This window comes from Ruegeria sp. AB9 (genome assembly GCF_056542585.1).
Genome location: NZ_JBQGAA010000001.1, coordinates 331,649 through 356,129, shown reverse-complemented (window position 1 = coordinate 356,129; position 24,481 = coordinate 331,649). Strand labels below are relative to the sequence as shown.

Below are 24,481 nucleotides of genomic sequence, written 5' to 3'. Positions count from 1 at the left end.
AACCGCCAAAATGCAGACTGAGTTCGTAATGCACACCCAAGGGTCAGGGCTATACGAATTCACGTCCGATGTGCGGCAATGGCTTGGACAAGTGGCGAAGGATGGGGTTTTGACCCTGTTCGTTCGCCACACCTCTTGCTCATTGTTGATTCAGGAAAACGCGGATCCTGAGGTTCAAACCGATCTTCGGGCGTTTTTCGAAAGGCTCGTTCCGCCGTCAGACAATCCTGCCATGTCGTACCTGCGGCATACGTATGAAGGCCCGGACGACATGCCAGCGCATATCAAAGCTGCGATCATGCCGGTTTCGCTGTCGATCCCTGTGTCACAGGGTCAACCCGTGCTTGGAACATGGCAAGGGATTTATCTGTTTGAACACCGCACAGCGCCACACCGAAGACAGGTTGCGGCGCATCTGGCCTGACCCTTTATCTAGCGGTCGAAAATTCCGACTACCCAAACTCTAGCGGCTGCCCTATAGTTGTGGATAAGTAAGCCGCAGCGCTTACAAAAAGAGGCCGAACATGGGACGAGGAGACGGCGGATGCGCTGCCCGTTTTGCGGAAATATCGACACTCAGGTGAAAGATTCACGCCCGGCAGAGGACCACGTGGCAATCCGCCGACGCCGGTTCTGCCCGGCTTGCGGCGGACGATTCACGACCTATGAACGTGTTCAACTGCGTGATCTGGTTGTCATAAAAACCAATGGTAAACGCGAGGATTTCGACCGCGACAAGCTGGAGCGTTCGATCCGTATCTCGATGCAGAAACGGCCTGTTGACCCTGAGCGGATAGATCAGATGATTTCTGGCATCGTGCGCCGGCTGGAAAGCATGGGCGACACGGATATTCCGTCCAACAAGATCGGTGAGATCGTCATGGAAGCTCTGGCGCGGATCGACACCGTAGCCTATGTTCGCTTTGCGAGTGTATACAAGAATTTCCAGGCGGCCGATGACTTCGAGGAGTTCGTCCACGAACTGCGCCCGCCGCAGCCTTCGACTGACGAGTGAGCGAAACAGATAAGCGATTCATGGCGCTGGCCCTGTCATTAGGGCGGCGCGGCCAAGGGACGTGTTGGCCGAACCCCGCAGTGGGGTGTGTCATCGTGCGTGATGGTCGGATCGTTGGGCGTGGCTGGACCCAACCTGGCGGCCGCCCTCATGCCGAGACCGAGGCGTTGGCACAGGCGGGGCAGGTCGCGCGAGGTGCGACTGTTTATGTAACACTGGAACCCTGTGCCCATCACGGCAAGACACCGCCCTGCGCCGAGGCTTTGATAGCCGCAGGCGTGTCCCGCGTTGTAGCCGCGGTGGAAGATAGCGACCCGCGTGTGGCTGGGCAGGGTTTTACCATGTTGCGCGAGGCGGGAATTGATGTCGTAACCGGCGTTCTTGCGGAACAGGCGGAACGGGATCTGGAGGGCTTTTTCCTCAAGACCGAACAGGGCAGACCGTTTGTAACCCTCAAAATGGCCAGCAGTTTTGACGGGCGCATCGCAACCTCGACGGGACATAGCCAGTGGATCACCGGGCCGCAGGCGCGTCGTGTGGTCCATGCGATGCGCGCGCGTCATGATGCGGTGATGGTCGGGGCAGGGACGGCGCGCGCCGATGATCCCTCGCTGACCGTTCGGGATCTTGGCGTTGAACATCAGCCTGTCCGCGTTGTGGTTTCGCGCCATATGGACATATCCCTGATGGGGCAGTTGGCACGCACAGCATCAAAGATACCTGTCTGGCTTTGCCATGCGCATCACCCGGATGCCGAGCGGGCACAGGCTTGGGAAGGGTTGGGTGCAAAGCTGATCCCCTGTGCATTGAAAGATCACCATATCGATGCGGTGGATCTGCTTCAGCAATTGGGTCAGACCGGTCTGACAAGCGTGTTCTGTGAAGGCGGGGCCGCGCTTGCAGCCTCATTGCTGGCCGAGGATCTGGTGGATGAACTGATCGGCTTTACTGCAGGTTTAACCATTGGAGCCGAGGGGCTGGCCGCAGTCGGGACACTGGGTTTGGAAACACTGGAGGCCGCGCCAAGGTTCGAATTGATCGAAACGCAAGTGGTCGGCGGCGACATCCTGCACCGCTGGCGCAGAGCTTCGGAATAACGTCAGCGCCAAAGATGAGCGTGCGTGGCAAACGCGCCCTGAAGTTTTGACAGGATACGATTGAACGGGCCGGATGGCGCCGTGTACCCTGCTGCCAAACGCTCAACGGCCACTTCAACGGGGCAATGTTGTCCGGTGACCGGGTCGTAGTATCTGGGATAATCGATCAAGGTGGCGTGCACCAAGCCCATCAGCGACGGTCGTGCACCCCGCCTGACGGGAACCGCCCCAAGATCGGTGGTCAGGCCCCAGCCCGCATAGAAAGGTGCGCCCAGAGTCGTGACCTTTACCCCTCGCAGCAAAGCCTCGAACCCCAGAAGTGAGGTCATTGTCCACACCTCCTGCACTTGCGGAAGCAACGAGGCGGGATCTGTGTCGGTCACGATCAAGTCCGCGATTGCCTCAGCTTCAATCTGCCCTTCACGTAAACCGGCTTCGACATCGGGATGCGGTTTGTAGATCAGGACCGCGTTTGGATTGGCATCGCGCGCGGCTTGCAGCAGTTCCAGATTGCTGCGAACCGTGTGGGTGCCCAACAGGATTGAGGCGTCATCTTCAACCTGCCCGGGCACAAGAATGCGATGCCCATCGGGCAGAGGAGGTGAGGGCTGACCCGTGTTGTATTTGCTTAAACCGTCGGTCAGCATCCTCTCAACAAGTCGTTCAGCGCGTAATTCCTGATCCGGACGCAAAGTTTCACGTTCACCGATCAGGTTTTCCAACTGGCTGGGCTTTGTGGGGTCGTAGTAGATGCCGATCTCGTCAGTTACCAAGGACAGGGGTGGTGCAAGTGCTGCCCCCAATCCGCGCGAGCGTAGAAATCCGTCCTCTACACGGACAGCCCCTTCACTGTCGCGGGCCTGATTGGCCCAGACCATATGAGGGCAATCCGGTGTGCCGGGCTGCGTGGCCGTAAAACGCAACTTGCCGTACTGCCCGAAAATCTGCTGCAAATGCTTGCGTTTCCATAAGCGCATACCCGAGGCAGTCCAACCTTTCCTGTCCTGCCGCCACGCGCGGGTCTGCGCCTCTAACGTGTCCAGAACTGTTTCCAGCTCGCACAACTGGTCGCGATACGGGTCGTACCAAGTGGGATAAAGCAGCATCGCAGCCGTGAACAGTTGCGCACGGGTCAGATTGCGTTTGCGACGCGGGACCGGGAATTCGTCCTGCGTCAGGCTCCATCCGGCATAGAAGGGTTTACCGAAAACGCGCGGCTTGTGGCCGGCCAGGATCGCCTCGAACCCCAGTTGCGACGATACGGTGTAGACTGCGATGGCCCCTTCAAGCAGGGGCCAGGGGCTGATCGGTTTGTCAAACCGTACGATCCGGTCCGACAGGTCCTGATCGGTGAAATGCCCCTGACGATGACCAGCCTGCGTTTCGGGATGTGTCTTGATCAGAATGCGCGCGCCGGGATTTTCCTCTTGCGCGACCACCAGCATTTCAAGAAACCGGGCACGATCCGCGCCGCTGGCTGTGACCGCGGCATCGCCAACCGTCTGATCGATGACCAGAACATAGCCGGGATCGGGTGCGATTAGGTCCGGGTCAAAAGCGGAATACTTGCTGAGGTGCAGTTCACTGACCCGCTCCATCGCCGCACGCGCGCGGTTCAGCAGCGCGGTGTCGTCCAACGGATCAGTGTTCAGAAGCTTCTCAAGGTCCGAAGGTTGTGCCGCGTCAAAATGCGGGCCTGAACGGTCCAGCAACAGGCCCAAAGGGGGCTCACCACCACGGCCAGGATGCAGAGATCTGAGAAAGGCATCTTCGACTCGCAGAACCGAGGCCCCGTGTTTTTCCGCCACCCGAAGGCCCCGATACGCAGTAGGACTGTTGCCCCAGATTCCTACGCAATCGCCATCCTTAGGAAGACCCAATCGAATGTCATATCCGGAAAGCGTAAGAATGCGCTTCAGACGTTTCTGTGTCAGGAAACCACCGTTATAGACAAACAGCTGGGTGCGCTCGGCCCCGGCTGCTCTGTCCGGTTCGGGTGCCATGCATCAATTGCCGGTCAGCGTGGCAACGTTTGCGATGGGTGTCAGACCACCAGCGATAAGTGAGATCGATTTACTCCACTGGGCGTAGGGCGCTTCGGTCACATAAATCGTATCATCGTCTCGGATCACGAAATCCCGCGCAATGAACAGGCCGTTGGGTGCTGTCAGATTCAACAGGTAGATCATGCGCTGGTCACCCTTCAGATCGGCACGCCCGGTGATACTGCGCGCGATATCCTGACGTTCTTCTCGCAGGATGAAAATGCCGGTCGGATCAGAGGACAGTGTCAGCAAACCGCCGACCTGAGCCAAAGCTTCCAATGCTGTAAGGTCCTGGCTGTCAAAGGCGACACGGGACTGACCGCCGGTCGCGCCAAGCGCAATGTACGATCTGCTGTCTTCTTCCACCAAAATGCGGTCGCCGCCGCGCAGCGCAACATCCAGTTTGGGATTGCGGAACAGATCTTCGTACCAAACGGTGCCTTTCTGATCCCCTCGGATCAAAGTCACCAGTGCGATATCAGAAGCTACAGAAACCCCGCCTGCTTGAGACAACATGCCGAGCAATGAACGGGTAGGCCGCTCGATCGGGTAGATACCAGGGGTCGCGACTGTTCCTGTCAGAGAGACCGTGGACCCGTCACCAGCGACACGCCGCACTTCGATCTGCGGGTCGGGCGTCTGTTCCTGCAACTTGCTTGTGATCAATACACGAAGTTGTTCCGGCGTGTTCCCGGCAGCCCGAATCCGGCCTGCATAAGGGACAAAGATGAATCCGTCGCTATCGACCTGAACTTCATCCAGCGCAGTCGCAGCACCAGTTTCACCTGACAGCAACCCATCGTCGACGTTTTCCCATATGGTTAGGCCCAGAACGTCACCAGGGCGGACAGTGTCGGCGGTCAAGGTCTGGGCACTGCTGAACGAGGAGGAAAAGCCAAACTGAGGAACGGCGGACGTGGCGCGCGTCACGCGGTCATCGACCTCCACGACAAACGCATTGCCTCCGTTCTGGACCGCACCAGCCAGAATTTCGGTCTTGTTTGGCCCGGATTTCGGAAGCTGGCAGGCCGCCAGCAAGCCGATCGCGGCCACAAGGGAAACCCCCCGCATCCATCGCTTAGGAGAGAATTGCACTGCCGGATATCCTCAGTCTTTTGTTGTTGCGGGAAGATTACCCGGTAAAACGCTCAACTTCCAGTCACAGAGCATCCGATCTATTCGACGATTTTCAACTGTGGCGTCCGCGCCTCGTTCTTGCTCAGAATAGACTGATAGGGGTCACTGGTATTCAGCATCATGTCCACGGCCCGGCGCAACAACTGCCGGCGTCCGCGACGGGAATAAAAGCCGCCGGGCACCTGACTTGTTTCCAGAAGGAATTGCCGATAGCAGCGATACGCTTCGACGTCAGGCGCGTCAGGTGTTGCAAAAAAAGCGGCGATCGACTGCTGCGATACGAAGTCTGTCTTGTCATAAACCGAGCGTCCGAAAATGCGCAGCGGAATGCCCCGCCACAAAACCTGCTGTCCCGCTGTGGAATTCACGGTGACGGCTGAATTCGCCTCATCCAGCAGTCTCGCCAGTTTGCCGCCGGGGACGTAGTGAACCCGGTTCCGGACGCCATGTTTCTTGGCGATCTCCATCGCGCGGCGATGCAATGGTTCACGGTGGTTTTCCAAAGGGTGCTCTTTCACGACCAGCTTGTGGTGCGCGGGTGCGCCTTGCGCAAAACCTGCGATAACCTGTTCCAGAAAATCGGACATGCGGGAGAAATCGGAATGAACCTGAACCGAGCTGTCATGCCCGAGTTGCAGCAGCACGAGATGATAGGGGAAGCCGCCCCATCTGACGCGTGCCGTAGCAACACTGCGTTGCAGACGATGAACAGGCATCAACATCAGACGTTTGAAATACAATCTGAATTCCTGCGATACCGACAATTCCCTGTGTGGCCGGAAATTGCGGTACCTCTTGTTCAGGAACATCACGAACCAATGATAGAGGGCACCATAGAAAATGTGTTGTCGCATATCCCCCCAGTGCGACGGTGGCGGGGGTGCTTTACTGTCTGACTGCGCCAAAGCCTGCCGCATCTGGTCCACATCCAATGACATGAGACGCGAGTTTCCGTTCGACCCGTCGCGCTCATACGTCACCCACCAGGGACGCAAATAGCCTTCTTCGAAAACGTGTATGGCCACGCCGCGTGACTTTGCGATTTCAGTTGCGCGGGCGTGAATCGGTCGTGTGTCTCCATAGAGCACGATATCAGTCACGCCCTTATCGGCGATCAATCTGCTCAGCGTTTCAGGCCAATCGTCTGGATGGCCCAGAAATGGAATGTACCTGGTTTTGTCAAACCAGAAAGCCTGATCGCCGGCATTGAACCCAACCCGCCAGACATGCGCTCCCGTGGCGCGCAACATACGCCCCAGAGCCGAGAAAAACGGTCCATGAGGTCCCTGAAGAAACAGGAATACCCGATCATGAGAGCCTGAGGGCGCGTGCGGCATCTGGACTGCTCTTTTTGGTTTTGTTGCCGAAACTATGCCCGTTTGGGCCGTGTACGGCAAGGCGGGGCTTGCCCGCCGGGTCCGTTGGGCTTACCTCGACGGTGAGAGTCAGGCGCAGATTAGGAACTGAGGGTTAACGGAATGTTCACAGGGATCGTCACCGACATGGGCACTGTCACCGAGCTGGAGCAGAAGGGAGATCTGCGAGCCCGGATCACGACAGCTTATGACACGGCCAGTATCGATATCGGAGCTTCGATTGCCAGTGACGGCGTATGTCTGACGGTGATCGCGCTGGGCGACGATTGGTATGATGTTCAGATCAGCGCCGAAACGGTTTCAAAGACGAATCTTGATACATGGACAGTCGGCAAGCGTGTCAACCTGGAGCGTGCGCTGAAGGTTGGTGACGAACTTGGCGGCCATATTGTTTCGGGTCACGTGGATGGCGTGGCCGAAGTGGTCGCGGTTGAGGATGAAGGCGACAGTACCCGTGTTACCTTGCGCGCGCCACAGGATTTGGCGCGGTTCATTGCACCCAAAGGGTCGGTTGCACTGAACGGCACATCGCTGACAGTCAATGACGTGAATGATTGCGATTTCGGCATCAATTTCATTCCCCACACGAAAGAGGTCACAACCTGGGGCGATGTGGGCGTGGGTGATCGCGTCAATCTTGAGATCGATACGCTGGCGCGGTACGTGGCGCGTCTGGCCGAGATGTCCTGATACGTCGCGTCGGAATGCACCTGCGCCGTTTGTGGACTGGTCTTTGCGCCCTCAGTGGTCTATTCCGCCGTGCAAACATGCCATGTGAAAGGCTGCCCCATGAGCTTTGAAACTCCCGGACCGGTCGAGGCCCAGCTGCGCGACGCGATCAGCCCGATCGAAGACATCATCGAAGAGGCGCGCGCCGGTCGGATGTATATTTTGGTCGACCACGAAGATCGCGAGAACGAAGGCGATCTGGTGATCGCCGCCGAGTTTGCCGATGCCGAGGCGATAAACTTCATGGCCACACATGGGCGAGGCCTGATCTGCCTGCCGATGACCGCGGAACGGGTGGACATGCTTGGGCTTCCGATGATGGCCGTCAACAACTCGTCCCGGCACGAGACGGCCTTCACCGTATCGATTGAGGCGCGCGAAGGTGTCAGCACCGGAATTTCTGCCGCTGACCGTGCGCTGACTGTGGCGACTGCAATCAACGAGCAGAACACGATGGCCCATATCGCCACCCCGGGCCATGTCTTCCCATTGCGGGCCAAGCGGGGCGGAGTGTTGGTGCGCGCAGGTCATACCGAGGCAGCCGTGGATATCTCGCGCCTTGCGGGACTGAACCCGTCGGGCGTGATCTGCGAGATCATGAAAGCGGACGGAACCATGGCGCGCCTGCCGGATCTTGTCGAGTTCGCCAAAGAGCACAACATGAAAATCGGCACGATCAGCGATCTGATCAGCTACCGGTCGCGCAACGACAACCTGGTGGTCGAAACCTCGCGTGAAACAGTCACCTCGGAATATGGCGGTGAGTGGGAAATGCGGATTTTCACCGACCAGACCCACGGCATCGAACATGTGGTCATGGTCAAGGGCGACATCACCACGCCAGAGCCCGTTCTGACACGTACCCATGCCCTGCACGAAGCGCCGGATATTCTGGGTCTTGGGCCGAAATCCTCGCGCGAGCTGCCGCGAGCCATGGAAAAGATTGCCGAGGAAGGCCGCGGTGTGGTCTGCCTGTTCCGCCAACCGCGCAACTCTTTGTATGCAGTTGAAGATGAAGGCCCGCGCACCATCAAGCAGACAGGTCTGGGGGCGCAGATCCTGTCCAAGATGGGTATTCAGGAGTTGGTGCTGCTGACCGACTCGCCTGAAACCGTGTATCTGGGACTCGACGCGTTTGGCCTGTCCATCGTCGGCACCCGCTCGATTCTGAAGGAAGATTGATCATGGCGGAACAAGACAAACATGGCATTTTGCCGACACCCAGCTTCGACAAGCCGGTGAAAATTCTGATCGTGGCAGCCCCGTTCTATCGCGCGATTGCCGACAACCTGATTGCTGGTGCCACGGCCGAGATCGAATCGGCTGGCGGCACCTGCGAGGTGGTCGAAGTCCCCGGCGCACTGGAAATCCCCACTGCCATCGCTATGGCCGACCGCCAATGCAATTTCGACGGCTATGTTGCGCTTGGCTGCGTCATTCGCGGCGAGACCACGCATTACGAAACCGTCTGCAACGATTCCAGCCGCGCCATTCAATTGATGGGCCTGCAAGGCCTGTGCATCGGCAATGGCATCCTGACTGTTGAAAACGATGATCAGGCCGAAGTCCGCGCCAACCCCGAAAAGATGAACAAAGGCGGCGGAGCGGCTGCTGCGGCCTTGCATCTGATCGCGCTCAGCCGTAAGTGGGGCTCTTCCAAAAAGGGCGTTGGCTTCAAGCCGCCGTCCGAGTCCATCCTAGTGGCGGGCGACAGCAACGGACCCACGACAGTATGACCCAGACAGACGCGCCGAAACCGGCCAACCAGAAACGCCTGATGAAATCCGCCGCCCGGCTTTATGCCGTGCAGGCGCTGTTCCAGATGGAGCAATCCGGGCAGACGACCGAGCAGGTTGTAAACGAGTTTCTGGATCACCGGTTTGGCGCTGTCTATGAGGGGGATGAAATGCTGGACGGCGATATCTCGGTTTTCCGGTCGCTGGTCGACAATGCAGTGAACTACCAAGCTCCGATTGACCAAATGACCGACCGGGCGCTGGTGGCAAAATGGCCAATTTCGCGCATCGATCCAACCCTGCGCGCATTGTTCCGAGCCGCCGGTGCCGAACTGACACAAAGCGACACACCGCCCAAGGTTGTCATCACTGAGTTTGTCGATGTCGCGCGGGCGTTTTTCCCAGAGGGCAAAGAGCCGAAATTCGTCAATGCCGTGCTTGACCATATGGCGCGCGAGGCACAGCCCGAAGCGTTCTGAACACAGCAGAGCGGCGATGAAATAAGGCGCGGTGGTTGTGTGACCAATCCGCGCCTAAACTTCTAAAATAATTGCTCAAAAACACCGACGATTTTCACCACTCACAGGTTTTATCCACGGTTCAATCAGCTTAACGCCTCTGACAGAAGGGGCTAGCTATCGATTCCGATAGGGTGTGGGCGAAATCAGCCCCAACTGCATCGCCCGAACCAAGGCGGATTCACGAGTGGGGGCCTGCAGTTTCTGCCGAGCACTTTGCAGATGGGCACGGACTGTGACCTCGGACAGGTTCAGCGTGTCTGCAATTCTCTCGTTGCGAAAACCTTCCGCCAGCAATGTCAGCACTTCGGTTTCGCGTCGTGTCAGCTCAAGCCTTCGATCGACCAGCGAGGCAATATCATAGACCCGTCCATGATCGTCCGGGATCTCTGCCCCCAGATTAGTGGCCAGTATCGTTGCGAGAATGCGCATACTACGATCTTGCCTGGCCATCACCTCATGCATCTCGGGACGGTCCGAGGCCAGAACAACCAGTTTGGCCTCGTTCTCGGGGCAGGGAACGACCAAGGAAAAGAGGTGAATATAGCCCGCGTCGCTCAGTCCGTGATTTAACCCCACGGACAGCTCGGAATGACCATCTTCTGCGTGCAAGCTGGCGGCCTGTACATAAAGGCTCTCGGTGCCGTTATAGACTTGCGCCAGCATGGGATCGGCCTCGGCATAGCCCCCATGTTCATACTGTTCCAACCAAGGTTTGGACATCGAACTGCGCACCCAATGGATCTGCCCGGTTTTTGGTGTGAAACACAACATATTTAAGGCGTTAATACCCAGTTCAGCCAGTCGATTGAGCGTGAACTCCCAGCGGTCGCTGTCAATTGGAAGTTTGGAAAAGTCGTCAACAAGGTCCAGAACGAAATGGTCCAGCGCGTTCATTGTGTCTCCGATAAATTGCCGCACCCCTTGCGGTTTACTGCGCCCAAGCATGCGCTATCATATTTGCGATAGGCAAGGAGAGATGCGATGCCGAAACTGATCCGCCTGTATATCACGCAAGTTGTCTGGGGTTTTGTCATCTCGGCCGTGTTTGTCGGAGTGCTGCTGGCCCTGAATGTCGCAAACCTGCGCCACCTGATCACCGGCTCTGAGGCGGGTTTGGTCGCGCTGGTGATGATCTGGTTCATGAACGGCATAGTCTTCGCCGGCGTACAGTTCGCTTACAAGATCATGAGCATGGCCGAAAAGCCGCAGGGGCCGCGCCGGGGTACTCCGGTCGCTCACAGCTTTGAACCGGCAACTGTGAAACAGGAAGCCCGCGCAGGGCGCTGAGATTTCAGGGAAAGTGCGGCGGGACCACCAGTCAACCGTGCGGTTTGATTCCCGAGGACCTGTATGTACAGGTGGGCGCCAGGTAATCAGGCCAGGACCTGAACAGAGCCAGCCCCCTCGGAATTGCTTAAGGCCACCAGAATGCTACCGGTCACAAGAAGGGCAGAACCCGCCACGCGCTTAAGTAGGGCGTCTGACGGGTTCGCACAAGGGGTCAGGCGTCAACAGTTTCGTGCAATGCGGCGCGCATCCTGCCGAAATGTTCATCCCAACCTTTGTCCAGGGCCAGGATCAGGCCAAATGCATCGGCACCTTGTGGTAAACCTTCGTGCAACAGTTCAAGACGTGTTCCGCCAGCCACCGGTTCCAGGGTCCATTTCACCACGCTTACGGCATCACCCATCGGTTTCACTGTAAAGGTATGTTCCAGGTACTTTGGGGGTCTGGCGACACGAACCTCACCCCAGATCAACAGATCGCCGCTTGTTGTGCCAAACATTTCAAGCTTCTGACCTTCTGCCAGTGTTCTCTCAGGTTTGTGGAACCACTCGGCCAGACGATCAGGTTCTGTGAGATAGGCCCATACCGTTTCCGGCTCTGCCCGAAGGAAAATAGATTTCTTTAAAACTGCATCAGTCATTCTGTTTCCTTTCAATAGCTTCCTTAAGTGAGCTGAGGCGATCGTCCCAGAACTGGTCAAAATATCTGAGCCAATCCAGCACAGGGGCCATCCCCAGTGGTTCCAGTCGATTTATGCGTTCTCGACCGCGCACTTCGACCGTGATCAGTCCACCGTCGGACAGCACCGTCAGATGCTTTTTGACCGCAGCCCGGGTCATGTCGAACCGGTCGGTCAACTGCCTGATCGTCATGTCCTGAGCCGAGAGCAGTTGCACGATGTCCCTGCGTGTGGGATCGGCCAGCGCACGAAACGCATTTTGAGTTTGGTTTTCCATAAGCAACCTCAGATGAGATACCATTTGGTATCACATTAATGCGATACCATAAGGTATTATGTCAAGGTGCAATGATGCTTTACTTTTGTTCGCTAATTGTTCACATTTTCAGACATGACTTTGGATCTTCAGCCTGGACAAAAATTAGCGCGCGGTGTTGCGCGACATCTTTCGACGCATGGGTTTGTTTCTGTTGAGGAATTCGTGCCTGCCCGCGGGTTGCGTGTGGATGTAATGGGGTTGGGGCCAAGGGGTGAGTTGTGGGTGATTGAATGCAAATCCAACCGTGCCGATTATCAGTCGGATGCGAAATGGCAGGGCTATTTGGAATGGTGTGACCGATTCTTTTGGGCCGTCGACACAGAGTTCCCGACCGATCTGTTGCCGGATCAAACGGGCCTGATCATCGCTGACGCTTATGATGCGGAAATCGTGCGTATGGCACCCGAGGACAAAATTGCCCCGGCCCGGCGCAAGAAGATGATCCAGAAATTTGCAACAGATGCAGCGCGGCGTCTACACGCGCTGCGAGATCCAAGGCTGTAAAATCAGCCTTTGACGGCGAGGGCGGCTTGTATCGCGGCGCGAATTTCGTCGGCGATTTCTTCGGCTTCTTCCGGGTCAAAATCCATTGGAATTTCGATGCCGTCAGCTTCGATGAACAGGCGGACCATACCCTGATCGGTCGGACCGATTTGCAGATTTGCCTGAATATCGCGTTCGGTATTGATGCCCATCTGTGCCTCCGAGACTGAGCGTTCCTGCTAGCGCGCACGGGGTTGAGAATCAAGTCACCTTTGCGGTCAGATAAGACATGGAAGATGTGGTTCTCAGGACGTTTCGCCCGGAAGATGCGGCTTGGCTGGTCGAACAACACGGCGTGCTTTACGCACGCGACGAAGGGTTCGATGAAAGCTTTGCCCCCTTGGTGGCGCGCATCCTGGATGATTTTGTCGCCAACAGTGACCCCCTTCGGGATAGGGGATGGATTGCTGAACAGGCAGAGCGGCGTCTGGGCAGCATATTCTGTGTCGGTATCGACGAGAACACCGCCAAATTGCGCCTGTTTCTGCTGGTCCCTGAGGCCCGGGGTTTTGGGCTGGGAAAACGGCTGCTGGAAGCCTGCACAGAGTTCGCGCGCGCCGCTGGTTACAATGAAATGGTCTTATGGACACATGAAAGCCATACAGCTGCCTGTGCGCTTTACCAAGCGTTTGGCTGGGAATTGATCGACAGCAAACCCGTGCATTCCTTTGGGGTCGATCTTGTCGAACAAAGCTGGAAATTTCGGCTTTAATCCTCTTGCATTCCCCGGGCACGTTCGGTACATCGCCCCTCACGAGTGCCGCCTTAGCTCAGTTGGTTAGAGCGCTGGATTGTGGATCCAGAGGTCCCCTGTTCAAGCCAGGGAGGCGGTACCATCTCTCCTTAATCAGCGACAGAAGACACAACGCATCTACATGGGCGAGTGGCGCATTGTTTTTGCCTGAAACGCCGAGGATTCGGGCGCGCTGTTTGTCAGCGCGCCAGGTTCAGTTTAAAGCGCATTTTCGACTGTCTGGCGACGGGCAGGTGCCGGTTCAGGCGTTTGTTCACCAGCCCAAAACCACCGACAATTACCAGCGTCAGCAGGATGAAGTAGAACGCGAGGATTGGGTAAGGAACAAACGGGTTGAACGTTTTGTCCGCAAAATAGCTGGCGTAATAGAGCGCGTCGCCGCGTTGTTGCCAGGCCGGAAAGGCCGAGAAAAAGACCAACGTGGTTGATTGGAACACAAAGATCGCTTCGTTTGTGTAGGCAGGCCATGCAAGCCGCAGCATTGTGGGCCAAATGATCCGGCGAAACCGCGACCAGCCAGACATGCCATAGGCGTCGGCGGCTTCAATATCCCCTTTAGGAATGGATCGCAGCGCGCCATAGAAGATTTCACCCGAATAAGCCGATGTGTTTAGGAACAGGACAATCAGCGCCCCCAGCCAGGCCGACGTGAATGCGTCGAACATCGGATAGGGTTTCTTCAGCGACAGGAAGAAGAAATAGGCAAAAAAGAACTGAATGAAGAGTGGCGAGCCGCGGAACAGGAAGATGAACCATTCGGAAGGTTTGCGAAGCAACTTGTTGCTCGAGGCCTTGCCCACCGCGAGTGCAGTGGCCAAGAAGAATCCTGTCACCATCGCCATGACGCCGAAATAGACGTTCCAGATCATGCCCGAACCGATCAGTGTGAAATGTTCGCACAGTGTGAAATCAGACTTTGGCAACAGGCGCTCGCCGAAACCCAGTGAGCGCAGGCCGTAGTCTTGAATGGTCTGAATGCAGCTCATGCCGTGGTCTCCTTGCGCAGAAGTTCTCCGCCGGAAGTGGCCTGTCCGTGGGACAATCGGCGCATCAGCTTTTCAAGCCCAAGCTCCGACACACGCGTCATACCGAGATAGAAGATCAGCAGGAACAGGAAGTACCACATACGCCAGTCGCCATGAGGGTACTGCGTGAATTTCGAAGTTTTGGTGCCGCCGAGTTCGCGCGCCCAATACACGATGTCTTCGACACCCAGTAAAAATAGCAGCGGCGTCGCCTTGATCAGCACCATCCACAGGTTGCTGAGGCCGGGCAGGGCATAGACCCACATCTGAGGCACCAGTATTTTCCAAAAGGTCTGGCGGCGATTCATGCCATAGGCTTCGGCGGTTTCAAGTTGCGCGTGAGGTACGGCGCGCATGCCGCCGAACAGGACATTGGCGGCGAAGGCGCCAAAAACGATAGAGAAGGTGATGACGGCAAGGAAAAAGCCATAGGTTTCATGCACCCATTCCGGTGCGGTTCCCAATGGCAACTTAGCCGCTTGGCAGACGAGGAAGTCATTGCCCTGACGGATCGGATCTGTCCACTCCGGGCAGAGAACCTTGTGGCGAATCCACTCGAATCCCTGATCCAGCGCGATGACGAAGAAGAGAAAGAAGGCGATGTCGGGCACGCCGCGCACAATGGCGATGTAAGCCTTGCCCAGCCAGCTGAGCGGGGGGAAATGCGACCGCGCTGCCATGGCACCTGCAAACCCGAAACTAAGCGCTACAGGGGCAGTCACAGCCAGCAAGGCCAGAACCTTGATGAAAGACAGGTAGAACGACCAGTGGACGCCATTGGTCAGGTAGCACGAAAACCAGCGGAACGTGCCCAGCGTGTCAGGATCAGCGCAGTAGGAGAACATATGGCGTCTTTCGAACGTCTGTTCCGGCAAGGCCGGATGCGGCCCGGCGCCGAGGCACCGGACCGGGGTAGATCTGGTATTAGTTGGTGACGACCGAACCGTCAGTACCGTACGTGGCGGTGCTTTCACCGAACCACTTGATCAACATTTCGTTCAGCGTGCCGTCAGCTTTCATCGAAGTGATGGCTTCGTCGAACTTGCCACGCAGCTCGCCGTCGCTTTCACGCAGACCCATGCCGACGCCGCCACCCAGCGGAACCGGGTCACCGATAAAGACCAGCTCACCGCCCGATTCTTCGACCAGCGGTACCAGATAGTCACGGTCGGCCAGAACGGCGTCGGCTTCACCGTTACGGACGGCCGCGATGGTTTCTTCCGGGGTTGCGAATTCCACCAGGGTTGCGCCGGATTCGGCGACGTGGCCCGCCTGGATCGTGGCAGTCTGCGCTGCAACAACACCACCGGTTACGTCTGCCGCGTCAGAAGTCGCGACATAGGCCGAAGCGGTCGGAGGGTAGTAGTCCTGGGTAAAGTCGATGACCTCATCGCGTTCGTCGGTGATCGACATGCCGGCGATGATGGTGTCATAGTTGCCTGAAACCAGGTTCGGAATGATCGAGTCCCAGTCGTTCTTGACCCACTCACACTCCAGATTGGCGCGCTTGCACAGCTCGTCACCGACTTCACGCTCGAAACCGTCGATCTCGCCAGCGTCGTTGATGAAGTTATACGGAGGGTAGGCGCCCTCGGTGCCCATACGGACCGTGTCGGCCATGGCGATACCGGCGGTCAGCGCCAGTGCTGCAGTGGACAGAATCAGGTTTTTCATTGGTTACTCCCCAGTTTGGTTCTGTTTTTGAAGTTAAGCCGCCTTGGTGGCGGAGAGAAAGCCCCGAAGCCGTTCGGATTCGGGTGACGTAAAGATATCTTCTGGCGTGCCTTCTTCCTCGATCAGGCCCTGGTGCAAGAACACCACGTGGCTTGAGATATCGGCAGCCATTTTCATGTCATGGGTCACGATGATCATAGTGCGCCCCTCGGCCGCCAAGTCCTTGATCACTTTGATGACTTCCTGTTCCAGCTCCGGGTCCAGTGCTGAGGTCGGTTCGTCGAACAACAGGGCCTCAGGCTCCATGCACAGACCGCGCGCGATGGCGGCACGCTGTTGTTGCCCACCGGACAATTGAGCGGGGTAGACATCGCACTTGTCGCCGATGCCGACTTTCTCAAGGTACTTGCGGGCGCTGTCTTCGACCTCGGCCTTGTCGCGGCCCAGAACAGTGACCGGAGCTTCCATCACATTTTGCAGGATCGTCAAATGTGCCCAAAGATTGAACTGCTGAAACACCATCGACAGATTGGTGCGGATTCGCAGAACCTGTTTGGGGTCGGCAGGACGACGCCCATGGTTTTGCCCGGACCATTTGACCGGTTCGCCCTTGAACAGGATTTCGCCTTGCTGGCTATCTTCCAACAGGTTGCAACAGCGCAGAAGTGTCGATTTGCCGGACCCTGACGACCCGATCAGTGAAACTACGTCGCCCCGATGGGCTGTTATATCTACTCCCTTCAACACCTCTAGATTGCCGAAGCTTTTGTGAAGGTCTTTGATTTCGATGACGGGAGCAGTTTCTGTCACGGGCAGTCCAGTGGTTTGTGGTGTTGGTGCGGTACTAGGACCGAAAAATAAGCTCAATGCAATGTGCAAATCACAGAATCAAGCAGGGAAACAACCAAATTGGTCAAATTCAGTCGACAATTTGGGCAGTCGTTGACTTGGAAATCTCACGGCAAAGGCGGAGTTGGAACAGCCAGATAGTCTGCTGCCGGAATGTCGATCAGCCCGCGAATATGCAGCAATCGTTGATCATCGTCGCCAAGTTGGTCAATTGCAGCTCGCACAGCGCCCGCAATGACCTGAGGATCCTGACCCATTGATGTGATGTAGGGAAGGGTCGGGGTCGGGGGTGTCCTTGCCAGTTCGCACAGTTTGTTTCCCAAGTCGGTGTGTTGCTGCAGCATCAGCCACGTCAGCATGTCCAGCGCGGCAAAGTCGGCTTTGCCGTCTGCAACCGCCTGGGCTGAACGTGCATGCCCGCCGGTTTCCAACAGTTCGGCAGGGTGCAGGTTTGCGCGGGACATGTAGGTGATCGGGGCTGCCCAGCCAGACTGGGACAAGCCCTCATTATACGCGAACACACCGGTACTTAGCCCCGCCAGATCGCGCGTTTCATCGCGGCGTATCACGAAGATCGAGCAATAGTGTCCGGGAGGGCACTCGTGCAGGCCATAATCCGGGGTGCCAACCAGTTGCACATCACCATGCAATCGGGTTCGGAACGGCATGCCACACGTTTGTGCCAAAACCAGGTTCGGGTCTCGCCAGACCTCCCACACATCCGTGTCGCGGGTAAGGTGTTCTGGGCCAGATCCAAGATTCGCGCGAATCAACCCCCAGAACCGGTCATTGGCGGCGTGCACGGCGGGCATGTCATACATGCCCAGCATGGCAATCACGTTTTTGCTGCCTTTTGTCGTGCCAAGGCGGAATCCACGTCACTCACGCCCAGAAGACTGACAACCAGACGCAGCAGCGAATCTTCCTCGCTCGTGCGGTGCCCATCGGCCAGAGCCACGGACCACAGTGCCTGAACAACCGCCAAGCGGTCTTCATAGGCAACCGCCTCTTTGATAGCTCGGGTAAAGCGGACCGTATCCGGGGCCTCCGCCTCCAGTTCCTCAGCGCGGGCGCGCAGGGCGGCGCTTTCGAACGGGGACAGGCCATAACGCTCTGCCGAGATTCGGTCGATGCGCGCCATCTCGGTATCAGAATAGTCGTTGTCGGAACGTGCCAGACGTACCAGTAGGGCCGTCAGGGCGAGGCGGGCGTCATCTTCGACAAGCGGGTCGGGCTGAGGCTGCGTGAGCCTGGAAAGAAATTCACTGAACATTGGGTAGATATAACGCTGGCCTAGTTTACATCCAAGCGGCTTTGAACGCGTTCACGCGCAGCCTGACTGTCATTGAAGCTCAACCCCATGGCAACGCGGGCCTCTTCGACGATCTTCATTTCACCTTCGTCGGACGTTCCGTCGGCCAGAACGACCTCCCATAGTGCATCCAGCGCCGCCAGGCGTTCTTTCAGGTCCGTTGTCTCGCGGATCAATTTGCCAAAAGTATCGGTTTCGGGCGCTGCGGCATGGAGCTTTTCACAAGTGGCACGAACCTTGGCCGCTTCGATTGCATTGTGCTGGTAGAGACGGGCCAGAATTTTGTCGATCAGGCTGATCTCTTCCAGTTTGTAGTCCCGGTCGGCCTGCGCCACGCGCACCATGAGCGCGCCCAAAGCAAGTTCGGCATCCGGGTCCGGCAGGTGTTCATGCTGAGGCGGTCTGAGCGCTTGAAAGAACTTTTTCAACATAGCTACAGGTTATTCCATATTTTGTGGTGCGCCAAGCGCAGACTACCCGTCATAGCCCCGAATGATCACAAGATCGCCGATCGATACCGGATCGCGCAGGGCTTTGGCATTTTGGTACGCCTCGCTTTCATAACAGGCCAGCGCATCCTCATAGCTTGGAAACTCTATCACAACTGTTCGGGCTCGTGCCGCACCTTCTTTTACCGAACGCTCACCTCCACGCGTCAGAAAGCGCGCGCCATAAGCCGAAAAGGGTTCTGCATTCGCGGCAATGTAATTCTTGTAAGTTTCCATGTCGTCCACATCGACATGCGCAACCCAATATCCTTTTGTCACATTTGCCTCCTGTTCAGGTTCAGGGGCAAGGTGATGAGAAATGGTCGCAATTGCAATCCCATCACTTAAGTATGATCAACCCTTGTAATGAATGGCCGTGCGCGCCTCATCCGTCAGCCGCCCGATCATATGACGATAGGGAACCGGGCCATAGCTGACGCGGGCGACGCCGAGTTCTGCCAGCCGTCGCGTGTCAGGGGTACCGGGCAGGGCGATGATGTTTACGGGCAGGTTCGTTGCCTCGCAAAGCCGGGCGATCATGGCCTCGTCCTTCAGACCCGGAGCGAAAAATCCGCTGGCGCCTGCATCATCATATGCCTTGGCCCGAGCCATAGCATCCTCCAGCATCGCCTCGCTATGTGTTTCAGGGGCGACCTTCAGGAAGATATCCGTGCGCGCATTGATAAAGGCAGGGATACCTGCCGCATTGCACCCCTCGCGCATGGCTCCTACGCGTGCAGCCTGAGTTTCTATGTCATACAATTCCTTGGTGCCAACGATCTGATCTTCGAAGTTGAAGCCGACCACTCCGGTTTCCAAAGCAGCCTGAACATTGGCGATAATGCCCATTGGATCATTGGCATAACCGCCCTCGAAATCCAGTGTGACAGGCACGTCCACGGCGTTCACGATCCTTTGAGCGTTGCTCAAGGCGGCTTCAAGCGGGATGTTCTGCCCATCCGCAAACCCCTGAGCCATGGCAACAGGAGCGCTACCTGTGGCAATGGCCTGTGCACCAGCCTCTTGAACCGCGCCCGCGCTTCCAGCGTCCCAGATGTTGAACAATACGACCGGGTCGCCTTTCTTGTGAAGACTGGCAAAGGTCTCTGCTTTTTGGGACTGATCGGTCATCGAGGCTCTCCTGTCGTGGTGTAATCAACAGTTAACCCCACAAAGGCAGACCGAGTAGAAGTTTTTTGTATTGAAACGTCACTTTGAAGTGACGAAAGTTCGTCCGCTCAGACCATGAAACTCTGGTCTGAGCAATGCTGGTGCTTTGGTCAGGCGAGCTTAGGTACGTCAGGCTTCGTCTGCTGCGCCGGAAACGAATTTCGCGCTGAAATTGGCTTCACCCAGGCGCTTCAGCAGGTTCAACTGCGTGTCCAGCCAGTCTTTGTGGCCTTCTTCCTCAAGGAGAATGCGTTCGAACAGGGTGCGTGAACCGACATCTCCGACCTCAGCGGCCTGCAATGCGGCTTTGGTGTAGAAATCAACGGCCTCGATTTCGTCTTTCAGGTCCGCGGCGAACATCTCTTCCAAAGAACCCGCAGCCGCCGGGTCTTTTTGAAATGCAAGCTCGGGCACGCCGCCAAGGAACAGAATACGCTCGATGAACGCGTCAGAGTGCCCCAGTTCTTCCTGCATCTCACCGCGCATCTTTTCGGCCAGGATATCAAGCCCCCAGTCCTCCAGCATATGGGCGTGCAGCTGATATTGGTGCGCCGCCGTCAGCTCCATGTGAAGCGCTTGCTGGAGGTTGGTGATCGTTGTTGCGTTGCTCATCGTAAATCTCCTGAAACTCTGAACTGCATCTAACGTGCAAAGCAGAAATTCTGCTTCGCCATACAGTTAAGAGATCAGCCCCCATAAAACAACGCGGGGTGACAGTCCGACACAGCCCAGAATCAAACCAGACGCGATGTGTCTTTCGCAGCGCGTACAAAATCGCGGAACAGGGGGTGCGGGTCGAACGGTTTGGATTTCAGTTCCGGATGGTACTGAACGCCGATGAACCACGGGTGATCCGACCATTCCACGATCTCTGGCAAGCGACCGTCCGGCGACATGCCCGAGAAATTGAGCCCGGCTTTTTCAAGCTGTTCGCGGTACTTGATGTCCACTTCATATCGGTGGCGATGGCGCTCTTCGATACTGGTGCTACCATAGACTTCAGCTACTTTTGACCCTTCGGCCAGCACGGCGTCATAAGCGCCCAGACGCATGGTGCCGCCCTTGTCGTCGCCGACTTTGCGTTCGACCTTGTGGTTGCCCTGCACCCATTCTTTCAGGTGGTAAACAACAGGCTCAAAACGCTTCTTGCCAGCCTCATGGTCGAACTCTTCCGAACCCGCTTCCTTGATGCCAGCCGCATTCCGAGCGGCTTCGATGACGGCCATCTGCATACCCAAGCAGATACCCAGATAGGGCACTTTATGCTCACGCGCGTATTGCGCTGCCTTGATCTTGCCCTCGGTGCCACGCTCGCCGAACCCGCCGGGTACGAGGATAGCGTGGTAGCCTTCCAGGTACGGTGCGACGTCTTCGTTGTCGAACACCTCGGCGTCCACCCACTCAACCTTTACCTTGACCCTGTTTGCCATGCCGCCATGGGTCAGCGCCTCGGCAATCGACTTATAGGCGTCTTCAAGCTGAGTATATTTGCCCACAATAGCAACTTTTACCTTGCCCTCGGCGTTGTGGATGCGGTCGCTGACGTCTTCCCATTTGGCCAGATCCGGTTTCGGGGCAGGGCTGATCTGGAACGCATCCAGAACCGCCTGATCCAAACCTTCGCGGTGATAGGCCAGCGGCGCGTCGTAAATGGTGCTGAGGTCTTGCGCCGCGATCACGCTGTCGGGGCGCACGTTGCAGAACAGAGCCAGCTTCTCGCGCTCCTTGGTCGGAATCGGGCCTTCGGACCGGCAAACCAGAATGTCAGGCGCCAGACCGATCGAGCGCAGTTCCTTGACCGAGTGCTGCGTCGGTTTGGTTTTTAGCTCACCGGACGCCTTGATGTAGGGCAGCAGGGTCAGGTGCATAAAGATACACTGGCCGCGCGGCTTGTCCTGGCTGAACTGGCGGATGGCTTCGAAAAAGGGCAGGCCCTCGATATCACCTACGGTGCCGCCGATCTCACACAGCATGAAATCGACCTCATCCTCGCCAATGGCTATGAAATCCTTGATCTCGTTGGTGACGTGCGGGATCACCTGAATGGTCTTGCCGAGGTAGTCGCCACGGCGTTCCTTCTCGAGCACGTTGGAATAAATCCGGCCCGAGCTGACCGAGTCGGTCTTGCGTGCGGCTACACCGGTGAAACGTTCGTAGTGGCCAAGGTCCAGATCGGTTTCGGCACCGTCGTCGGTCACGAACACTTCACCATGTTCAAAGGGCGACATCGTGCCGGGATCGACGTTAAGGTAGGGGTCCAGTTTGCGCAGTCGAACTGAGTATCCCCGGGCCTGCAAAAGCGACCCCAGCGCCGCCGAAGCCAGTCCTTTGCCCAAGGACGAAACCACACCACCAGTGATGAAAATAAAACGCGCCATAGTTTTTCGGCTGCTCCCGTGAGACGTCAAAATCAGCTGCCCGGCGGTTCCGAAAAACCGCTGCATCACGGGACTTCACGTATAAAGGATTCGCGCCAAAAGCGCAAGAGAACCGCAAGATGCTGTTGCAGTTCTCTTTCAGAATTCTAGGTTTTGTGGCTTAGTCGCCAGCTTGCGGAATCAGCGGCGCATTGTCGCCCTGTGCCGGTGGCAGAAGATCATCAGCCAACGGAACTGCAGGTGTTCCTTCTTCGGTCGAGGCCGGAGCCGGAACGCCCAGCCGGTCAATGACCGAGCTGCCCGAAGATTTTTGAGCCGCCAGAATGGTCAGCGTGATCGAGGTCACGATAAAACAGGCGGCCAGAATCCAGGTCAGTTTACCCAAAGCGGTCGCTGCTGCCCGGCCTGTCATGGCGCCACCACCGCCGCCACCCATGCCAAGGCCACCGCCTTCGGACCGCTGCATCAGGACAACGGCAATCAGGCCCAGAGCCAAAAGAAGGTGGATGATGAGAACGACGTTTTCCATGGTGGTCCTGTACAGCGTGGCGTGTATCGCGTGGTACTTATGCAAGTTTGCCAGCGGGGGCAAGTCAGGAGTTCGCATCACCGCGCGTGATGTATCATATCACGGTAAAGGGACTGGACAGAACACCGATGCCTGACGCAGGCTGCGGCCCATGCCACACGACGATCATGACCACCCGCACGCCCTTTTACCGCCCGAGCCCGCGCTGCGCGTCAAAGCGCTTGAAACGATTCTGACCCGCAAAGGTTTGATCGATCCGGCTGCTCTGGATGAAATCATCGACACCTACCAGAACAAGATCGGCCCGCAGAACGGCGCGCGGGTTGTTGCCAAAGCCTGGAGTGACCCGGCCTTTAAAGCCGCCTTGCTGGAAGACGCCACCCCGGTGGTTGCCGACCTTGGATATTATGGCCGACAAGGCGAACACATGGTTGTTGTCGAGAACACGCCTGCTCAACACAACATGGTCGTCTGTACATTATGCAGCTGTTACCCGTGGCCTCTGCTGGGTATTCCGCCTGGCTGGTACAAATCTGACGCCTACCGCGCCCGTGCGGTACGGGAGCCTCGCAAAGTGCTGGCTGAATTCGATGTCACCTTGCCCGAGGGCACTTCGGTGCGGGTCTGGGATTCGACTGCCGAGATTCGCTACCTCGTATTGCCCATGCGACCCAAAGGCACTGATGGGATGAATGAGGAGGAGCTTGCCGCACTAGTGACACGCGACAGTATGATCGGCACAGGCCTGCCGAAGGTTCCCTCATGACCCGCGTTCATGACATGGGAGGCCGTTTTGGGGATGGTCCAATAAATCCGGAAGCAGAAGATGCACCGGTTTTTGCCGAGGACTGGCACGCACGAGCACTGGCGGTGACACTTGCCTCCGGCTTTCTGGGGCAGTGGAACATCGACGTATCCCGCCATGCACGCGAACGGCTTTCGCCAAAAGACTACACGCGCTTTTCGTACTACGAAAAATGGATATCGGGTCTGGCTGATCTTCTGGTCGAAAAAGGTGTTCTCACCTTGGACGACCTGTGTGGCGATGGAAATGTCGGATCGCACCCGTTGGCAGAAAAGATGCTTAAAGCGGAAGCCGTGTCTGCCGCATTGGCCAAAGGTGGGCCTGCGGACAGACCTTCTAACGTGGCGGCGCTGTATTCTGTCGGGCAGGAAGTTGTCACTTCCCGCCCCGCAGCAAATCGCCTTGTGGATGGTGGCCATACACGTCTGCCGATCTATGCGTCTGGGGCGAAGGGCCGAATCCTGCGCCTGCACGGAACGCATGTCCTGCCTGATTCCAATGCTCATGGGCTGGGCGAAGCGCCTGAACCGATCTATGCCGTGGCATTCCCGGCCTCGGAGCTTTGGGCCAACCCTGAACACCCCGATGACGACGTGGTGCTGGATCTGTGGCAAAGCTATCTGGAGCCGGCATGAGCGATTGTATCACCCATAGCGCGCCCGAGCCCGTCTTTGCCGAACCTTGGCACGCTCAGGTTTTCGCCGTCACCGTTGCCCTGAACGAAGCGGGGCGGTTTGAGTGGCCCGACTGGGCGGCCCGTTTCTCGGAAACACTGAAGCACCACGGGCTCTCTCGAGAGCTGGATGGCGGCGACGACTATTTCCATGCGTGGCTGGAAACGCTGGAGGGTCTGCTGGCCGAGCAGGGCGCCGCGCCGTCGCAAGAAGTGAAAGATCTGCATCAGGCTTGGGAAGAGGCCTATCTGACGACACCCCACGGGCGACCGGTGCGTCTGCGTTGAAATCGGGGGGGGGCTCTGCCCCGCCGCCCTTGCTGGGCGACTCCCCCGAGGT

32 protein-coding genes and 1 tRNA gene are annotated in these 24,481 nt (G+C 57.3%); 14 read left to right on the top strand and 19 right to left on the bottom strand.

All coding sequences use genetic code 11. The features are described 5' to 3' along the window. Positions 1-10 precede the first annotated feature (10 nt). From ACR0K5_RS01880 to ribD, 3 genes are all read left to right on the top strand, one after another. The gene (locus ACR0K5_RS01880; RefSeq protein WP_480628043.1) at positions 11-424 is read left to right on the top strand and encodes a secondary thiamine-phosphate synthase enzyme YjbQ; all 414 of its coding nucleotides are present in this window, start codon (positions 11-13) and stop codon (positions 422-424) included. A gap of 120 nt (positions 425-544) precedes the next feature. After that, positions 545-1,015, top strand: coding sequence for a transcriptional regulator NrdR (gene nrdR, locus ACR0K5_RS01875; RefSeq protein ID WP_117869416.1), 471 nt, complete (start codon positions 545-547; stop codon positions 1,013-1,015). Then, positions 1,012-2,112, top strand: coding sequence for a bifunctional diaminohydroxyphosphoribosylaminopyrimidine deaminase/5-amino-6-(5-phosphoribosylamino)uracil reductase RibD (gene ribD / locus ACR0K5_RS01870; RefSeq protein WP_480628042.1), 1,101 nt, complete (start codon positions 1,012-1,014; stop codon positions 2,110-2,112). The genes nrdR and ribD overlap by 4 nt, the downstream gene beginning before the upstream one ends. A 2-nt stretch (positions 2,113-2,114) precedes the next feature. Here the strand turns inward: ribD and ACR0K5_RS01865 are convergent, their stop codons facing one another. The 3 genes from ACR0K5_RS01865 to ACR0K5_RS01855 all read right to left on the bottom strand — a co-directional run bounded on the left by ACR0K5_RS01865 (position 2,115) and on the right by ACR0K5_RS01855 (position 6,631). After that, positions 2,115-4,115 (bottom strand): capsular polysaccharide biosynthesis protein, encoded by a 2,001-nt coding sequence (locus tag ACR0K5_RS01865; RefSeq protein WP_480628041.1) that lies wholly within the window; start codon positions 4,113-4,115, stop codon positions 2,115-2,117. 3 nt (positions 4,116-4,118) lie between these two features. Then, complete coding sequence (locus tag ACR0K5_RS01860; RefSeq protein WP_480628040.1) at positions 4,119-5,252, bottom strand: polysaccharide biosynthesis/export family protein; 1,134 nt, start codon at positions 5,250-5,252, stop codon at positions 4,119-4,121. Positions 5,253-5,332: 80 nt separating this feature from the next. After that, positions 5,333-6,631, bottom strand: coding sequence for a capsule biosynthesis protein (locus ACR0K5_RS01855; RefSeq protein ID WP_480628039.1), 1,299 nt, complete (start codon positions 6,629-6,631; stop codon positions 5,333-5,335). A 141-nt stretch (positions 6,632-6,772) separates the two neighbouring features. Between ACR0K5_RS01855 and ACR0K5_RS01850 the strand changes: the two genes are divergently transcribed. The 4 genes from ACR0K5_RS01850 to nusB all read left to right on the top strand — a co-directional run bounded on the left by ACR0K5_RS01850 (position 6,773) and on the right by nusB (position 9,614). Beyond that, positions 6,773-7,360 carry a riboflavin synthase gene (locus ACR0K5_RS01850; RefSeq protein ID WP_480628038.1) on the top strand — a complete coding sequence of 196 codons (588 nt, stop codon included), beginning with the start codon at positions 6,773-6,775 and terminating at the stop codon, positions 7,358-7,360. A gap of 99 nt (positions 7,361-7,459) precedes the next feature. After that, positions 7,460-8,581, top strand: a complete 1,122-nt coding sequence (ribB, locus tag ACR0K5_RS01845) for a 3,4-dihydroxy-2-butanone-4-phosphate synthase (protein WP_480628037.1) — start codon at positions 7,460-7,462, stop codon at positions 8,579-8,581. Between the two features lie 2 nt (positions 8,582-8,583). Then, the gene (locus tag ACR0K5_RS01840; protein WP_480628036.1) at positions 8,584-9,135 is read left to right on the top strand and encodes a 6,7-dimethyl-8-ribityllumazine synthase; all 552 of its coding nucleotides are present in this window, start codon (positions 8,584-8,586) and stop codon (positions 9,133-9,135) included. Next, the gene (nusB, locus tag ACR0K5_RS01835) at positions 9,132-9,614 is read left to right on the top strand and encodes a transcription antitermination factor NusB (protein WP_480628035.1); all 483 of its coding nucleotides are present in this window, start codon (positions 9,132-9,134) and stop codon (positions 9,612-9,614) included. Before ACR0K5_RS01840 ends, nusB begins: the two co-directional genes overlap by 4 nt. Positions 9,615-9,770: 156 nt before the next feature. On the opposite strand, the gene ACR0K5_RS01830 is transcribed toward nusB, so the two are convergent. Further along, complete coding sequence (locus ACR0K5_RS01830) at positions 9,771-10,550, bottom strand: helix-turn-helix transcriptional regulator (protein ID WP_480628034.1); 780 nt, start codon at positions 10,548-10,550, stop codon at positions 9,771-9,773. Positions 10,551-10,637: 87 nt separating this feature from the next. Here ACR0K5_RS01830 and ACR0K5_RS01825 point away from each other — a divergent pair, with 87 nt between their 5' ends. Then, positions 10,638-10,943 (top strand): hypothetical protein, encoded by a 306-nt coding sequence (locus ACR0K5_RS01825; RefSeq protein WP_480628033.1) that lies wholly within the window; start codon positions 10,638-10,640, stop codon positions 10,941-10,943. 214 nt (positions 10,944-11,157) lie between these two features. Here ACR0K5_RS01825 and ACR0K5_RS01820 read toward each other — a convergent pair whose 3' ends face one another. After that, positions 11,158-11,583 (bottom strand): SRPBCC family protein, encoded by a 426-nt coding sequence (locus ACR0K5_RS01820; RefSeq protein WP_480628032.1) that lies wholly within the window; start codon positions 11,581-11,583, stop codon positions 11,158-11,160. Then, positions 11,576-11,899 (bottom strand): ArsR/SmtB family transcription factor, encoded by a 324-nt coding sequence (locus ACR0K5_RS01815; RefSeq protein WP_480628031.1) that lies wholly within the window; start codon positions 11,897-11,899, stop codon positions 11,576-11,578. The genes ACR0K5_RS01820 and ACR0K5_RS01815 overlap by 8 nt, the downstream gene beginning before the upstream one ends. Before the next feature lie 114 nt (positions 11,900-12,013). Here ACR0K5_RS01815 and ACR0K5_RS01810 point away from each other — a divergent pair, with 114 nt between their 5' ends. Then, positions 12,014-12,445, top strand: a complete 432-nt coding sequence (locus ACR0K5_RS01810) for an MmcB family DNA repair protein (RefSeq protein WP_480628030.1) — start codon at positions 12,014-12,016, stop codon at positions 12,443-12,445. A gap of 2 nt (positions 12,446-12,447) precedes the next feature. Here ACR0K5_RS01810 and ACR0K5_RS01805 read toward each other — a convergent pair whose 3' ends face one another. Continuing rightward, positions 12,448-12,636, bottom strand: a complete 189-nt coding sequence (locus ACR0K5_RS01805; protein WP_117869403.1) for a DUF6324 family protein — start codon at positions 12,634-12,636, stop codon at positions 12,448-12,450. A gap of 77 nt (positions 12,637-12,713) precedes the next feature. Between ACR0K5_RS01805 and ACR0K5_RS01800 the strand changes: the two genes are divergently transcribed. Continuing rightward, complete coding sequence (locus tag ACR0K5_RS01800; protein WP_480628029.1) at positions 12,714-13,196, top strand: GNAT family N-acetyltransferase; 483 nt, start codon at positions 12,714-12,716, stop codon at positions 13,194-13,196. Between the two features lie 47 nt (positions 13,197-13,243). Continuing rightward, positions 13,244-13,320, top strand: a tRNA-His gene (locus tag ACR0K5_RS01795). Between the two features lie 97 nt (positions 13,321-13,417). Here the strand turns inward: ACR0K5_RS01795 and ACR0K5_RS01790 are convergent. From ACR0K5_RS01790 to secG, 12 genes are all read right to left on the bottom strand, one after another. After that, positions 13,418-14,224 (bottom strand): ABC transporter permease, encoded by an 807-nt coding sequence (locus ACR0K5_RS01790; protein ID WP_480628028.1) that lies wholly within the window; start codon positions 14,222-14,224, stop codon positions 13,418-13,420. Continuing rightward, entirely contained in the window at positions 14,221-15,108 is an 888-nt protein-coding gene (locus ACR0K5_RS01785; RefSeq protein WP_480628027.1) for an ABC transporter permease, read from the bottom strand. The genes ACR0K5_RS01790 and ACR0K5_RS01785 overlap by 4 nt, the downstream gene beginning before the upstream one ends. Before the next feature lie 79 nt (positions 15,109-15,187). Then, entirely contained in the window at positions 15,188-15,937 is a 750-nt protein-coding gene (locus ACR0K5_RS01780; protein ID WP_480628026.1) for a transporter substrate-binding domain-containing protein, read from the bottom strand. Between the two features lie 33 nt (positions 15,938-15,970). Beyond that, a complete protein-coding gene (locus ACR0K5_RS01775; RefSeq protein WP_480628025.1) occupies positions 15,971-16,747 on the bottom strand; it encodes an ABC transporter ATP-binding protein in 777 nt (258 codons plus the stop codon). A gap of 146 nt (positions 16,748-16,893) precedes the next feature. Continuing rightward, positions 16,894-17,616 (bottom strand): phosphate/phosphite/phosphonate ABC transporter substrate-binding protein, encoded by a 723-nt coding sequence (locus ACR0K5_RS01770; protein WP_480628024.1) that lies wholly within the window; start codon positions 17,614-17,616, stop codon positions 16,894-16,896. Positions 17,617-17,621: 5 nt separating this feature from the next. Further along, on the bottom strand, positions 17,622-18,059 hold the full coding sequence (locus tag ACR0K5_RS01765; protein WP_480628023.1) for a tellurite resistance TerB family protein: 438 nt from the start codon (positions 18,057-18,059) through the stop codon (positions 17,622-17,624). Between the two features lie 20 nt (positions 18,060-18,079). Beyond that, positions 18,080-18,529 (bottom strand): tellurite resistance TerB family protein, encoded by a 450-nt coding sequence (locus ACR0K5_RS01760; protein ID WP_480628022.1) that lies wholly within the window; start codon positions 18,527-18,529, stop codon positions 18,080-18,082. Between the two features lie 42 nt (positions 18,530-18,571). Further along, on the bottom strand, positions 18,572-18,865 hold the full coding sequence (locus ACR0K5_RS01755; RefSeq protein WP_480628021.1) for a DUF1330 domain-containing protein: 294 nt from the start codon (positions 18,863-18,865) through the stop codon (positions 18,572-18,574). 75 nt (positions 18,866-18,940) lie between these two features. Continuing rightward, a complete protein-coding gene (locus ACR0K5_RS01750) occupies positions 18,941-19,717 on the bottom strand; it encodes an isocitrate lyase/PEP mutase family protein (protein WP_480628020.1) in 777 nt (258 codons plus the stop codon). 168 nt (positions 19,718-19,885) lie between these two features. After that, positions 19,886-20,368 (bottom strand): bacterioferritin, encoded by a 483-nt coding sequence (locus tag ACR0K5_RS01745; RefSeq protein ID WP_480628019.1) that lies wholly within the window; start codon positions 20,366-20,368, stop codon positions 19,886-19,888. A gap of 122 nt (positions 20,369-20,490) precedes the next feature. Next, positions 20,491-22,134, bottom strand: a complete 1,644-nt coding sequence (locus ACR0K5_RS01740; RefSeq protein ID WP_480628018.1) for a CTP synthase — start codon at positions 22,132-22,134, stop codon at positions 20,491-20,493. Between the two features lie 160 nt (positions 22,135-22,294). Next, entirely contained in the window at positions 22,295-22,663 is a 369-nt protein-coding gene (gene secG / locus ACR0K5_RS01735) for a preprotein translocase subunit SecG (protein WP_480628017.1), read from the bottom strand. 151 nt (positions 22,664-22,814) lie between these two features. On the opposite strand from secG, the gene nthA reads away from it, so the two are divergent. Genes nthA through ACR0K5_RS01720 form a run of 3 tightly spaced genes read left to right on the top strand, consistent with a single transcriptional unit; the run spans position 22,815 to position 24,429 of the window. After that, complete coding sequence (gene nthA / locus ACR0K5_RS01730) at positions 22,815-23,429, top strand: nitrile hydratase subunit alpha (RefSeq protein ID WP_480628016.1); 615 nt, start codon at positions 22,815-22,817, stop codon at positions 23,427-23,429. Further along, complete coding sequence (nthB, locus tag ACR0K5_RS01725; protein WP_480628015.1) at positions 23,426-24,103, top strand: nitrile hydratase subunit beta; 678 nt, start codon at positions 23,426-23,428, stop codon at positions 24,101-24,103. The genes nthA and nthB overlap by 4 nt, the downstream gene beginning before the upstream one ends. Next, the gene (locus ACR0K5_RS01720; RefSeq protein WP_480628014.1) at positions 24,100-24,429 is read left to right on the top strand and encodes a nitrile hydratase accessory protein; all 330 of its coding nucleotides are present in this window, start codon (positions 24,100-24,102) and stop codon (positions 24,427-24,429) included. The genes nthB and ACR0K5_RS01720 overlap by 4 nt, the downstream gene beginning before the upstream one ends. Positions 24,430-24,481 lie beyond the last annotated feature (52 nt).